The following is a 3,402-nucleotide window of genomic DNA, read 5'->3' as shown; positions in this document are numbered from 1 at the left end:
CCTCGGCCGCACCGACGACCAGATCAAGATCCGCGGCCACCGCATCGAACCCGCCGAAATCCAGAGCGTGTTGGACACACACCCGCGCGTGGCCCGAAGTGCCGTCGTGCCCACCACCGGTCCGGACGGGGCGGTACGGCTCACCGCCTACCTCGTCCCCGAGACGGCCGGCGCCGGCGACGCCCACGCCGACGCCGAACACCTCGCCCAATGGCGGCAGATCTACGCCGACGAATACACCGCCATCGACACGGCCGTGTTCACCGAGGACTTCGCCGGTTGGGACAGCAGCTACGACGGCGCACCGATCCCACTCGGCCACATGCGCGAATGGCGTGCCGAGACCGTGCGCCGGATCACCGAACTGCGCCCGTCCCGGATCCTGGAGATCGGCGTCGGCACCGGGCTGCTCCTGGGCGAACTCGCCCCCGCGAGCGAAAGCTACTGGGCCACCGACTTCGCCGCACCGGTCGTCGAGAAGCTCCGCGCGGACCTGGGCCGCGACCGCGAACTCGCCGCCAAGGTCGTACTGCGCACCGCGCCGGCGCATGAACTCGACGACCTGCCCGCGGCGTTCTTCGACACGGTCGTGATCAACTCGGTCGTCCAGTACTTCCCGAGCCTGGACTACCTCACCGACGTACTGCGCCGAGCCCTCGACCTGGTCCGCCCCGGCGGAGCGGTCTTCGTCGGCGACATCCGCAACCTGCTACTCGCTCGCACCTTCCACAGCGCGATCCGACTCGGCCAGGCGACTCCGGACACCGACGACGCCACCGTCCGCGCCGCGATCGAGCGCGCCGTCCTGCTGGAGAAGGAACTCCTCGTCGATCCCGATTACTTCGCCACCCTGCCCGACCGGCTGCCCGACCTCGCCGGTGTCGACGTGCGGATCAAACGCGGACACCTGCACAACGAACTGACCCGGCACCGCTACGACGCCGTGCTGCGCCGCACCGGCGGCGCCCACCTGACGGCGCTCGCCGACGTACCGAGCCTGCTGTGGAGCGCCTCCGCAGGAACCGACGCGCTCGTCCGCCGGCTCACCGCGGATCGCCCCGAGGTGTTGCGCCTGCGCGGCGTGCCCAACGCCCGCCTCGCCGGCGAACTCGCCGCCGAACGCGTCCTGGCGAACGGCGGCACCGCCGCCCGGGCCCGCCGGGCCCGCACCGAGGCCGAGCAGGCCGCCGGCGCGGCGGTCGAACCCGAGGCGTTGTACGCGCTGGGCGCCGATCTCGGCTACACCGTGGCCGTGACCTGGTCGGCGACCGGATCCGGCGCTTTCGACGCCGTGTTCACGACCGGCGGCGCGGCCGAACACGGCGTCCAGGGTACCTACGTGCCCAGCGGTGCCGGCCGTGCCGACCCGTCCGGCTACGCCAACCACCCGGCCGCCGCGCGCGAGGCGGGCACCCTCGTTCCGAGACTGCGGGCCTACCTGCGCGAACGGCTGCCCGAGTACATGGTGCCCGCCGGGTTCGTCCCGCTCGACCGGCTCCCGCTCACCGTCAACGGCAAACTCGACCGCCGCGCACTGCCGTCACCCGACGCCGGCGCCGGCCGCACCACCACCCGGCCACCGAGCGGCGCGACCGAACTCGCGCTGAGCGCACTGTTCGCCGAGGTGCTCGGCGTCGCCGACATCGGCGCCGAGGACAACTTCTTCGACCTCGGCGGCCACTCCCTGCTCGCCGCCCGACTCGCCGCCAAGGCCCGTGGCACCCTGGGCGTCGAGATCGCCATCCGCGACGTGTTCACCGCCCCCACCACCGCCGCGCTGGCGGCGCTGCTCGCCGAACGCAGCGCAGCACACGCGTCCGACGCCGAGCCACTGCGCCCGGCCGTCACGCGTCGGGAGCGTCCCGACCGGGTGCCGCTGTCGTTCGCCCAGCGGCGGCTGTGGCTGCTCGGCCAGTTCGAGACGGCGAGCGCGGCCTACCACGAACCGATCGCGGTCCGGCTGCGCGGACGGCTGGACCGACAGGCGCTGCGCGCGGCCGTACAGGACGTGACCAACCGTCATGAAACGTTGCGCACGCTGTGTGTCGCTGCGCAGGAGCCGGCGGGAAGCACCACCACCGACGTGTACCAGCACGTCCTGACGCCGGAACAGGCCCGTGTCGCTGTCGAGTTCGTCGACATCCTCAAGCCCGGCGCCGCCGAACCGGATTCGTCCGCCCCGACGGCCCTGGCCGCGCTCGTCGCCGAGGCCACCCGTCGCCCGTTCGATCTGGCCACGGAACTGCCGTTGCGGACCTCGGTCTTTCGGGTCGGTCCCGACGAGCACGTGCTACTCGCGGTGTTCCACCACATCGCGATCGACGAGTGGTCCATCCGTCCCTTCGCGCAGGATCTCGCCGCGGCCTACACGGCACGGGCCGCCGGACACGCGCCCGGCTGGGAGCCGTTGCCGCTCCAATACGCCGACTACACCCTGTGGCAACGCGATCTGCTGGGCGACCCGGCCGATCCCGCCGGCCGCTATGCCCGTCAACTCGCGTACTGGAAAACGGCCTTGGCCGGACTGCCGGAGGAACCGGGGCTGCCCACCGACCGCCCGCGCCCCACGGTGGCCGGCTACCACGGCGGGACGATCGAACGGCTGATCCCCGCCGAGCTGGCCAACCGCGTGCGCGCCGTCGCCTCGGCCGCCGGCGCCAGTGCGTTCATGCTCTACCAGGCCGCGGTGGCAGCCCTGCTGCACCGGCTCGGCGCGGGTACGGACATCGCGCTGGGCAGTCCGGTGGCCGGACGCGACGACGAGGCGCTGGGCGAACTGATCGGATTTTTCGTCAATACCGTGGTGATCCGCGCGGACGTGACGGGAAATCCGACCTTCGCGGAGCTGCTGGCCCGCGTGCGCGACACCGACCTCGACGCGTTCGCCCACCAGGACCTGCCGTTCGAGCGACTCGTGGAGGAGCTCAACCCGGCCCGTTCACTCGGCCGCAACCCGCTCTTCCAGGTGATGGTCGGCTACCAGAACCAGGGCGTGGGCGAGGTCCGCTTCGGCGACATCGCACCGGTCGGCGAACGATTCACCCCGCCCACCGCCAAGTTCGACCTCGACTTCGTCTTCCGCGAGACCGACCTCGCGGCCGTGCCCGACGGGGCCGTCGAGTTGGGCATCGAATACGCGGCGGACCTGTTCGACCACAGTACCGTCGAGCACTTCGCCGAACGGCTGTTGCGCCTGCTCGGCGCGATCGCCGACGATCCGAACCGCCGCGTGGGCGCCTACGAACTGTTGTCGGCGGCGGAGCACACGCGCATCGTGCGCGAGTGGAACGCGACCGAATTGGCCATCCCGGACGCGACTGTGGCCGATCTGCTGGAGGAGCGGGCGGTGTTGGTGCCGGATGTGGTCGCGGTGGTGCAGGATCCGGACGGTGTGGCGCCGTT

1 protein-coding gene is annotated in these 3,402 nt (G+C 71.9%); it reads left to right on the top strand.

The genetic code is table 11. The features are described 5' to 3' along the window. Positions 1-3,402 (top strand): condensation domain-containing protein (locus A3IC_RS54420; RefSeq protein WP_040876625.1); only part of this gene is annotated, 3,402 nt, incomplete at both ends.

It is taken from the genome of Embleya scabrispora DSM 41855, assembly GCF_000372745.1.
GTDB classification, from domain to species: domain Bacteria; phylum Actinomycetota; class Actinomycetes; order Streptomycetales; family Streptomycetaceae; genus Embleya; species Embleya scabrispora.
This window is presented reverse-complemented; position numbering and strand designations above follow the sequence as displayed.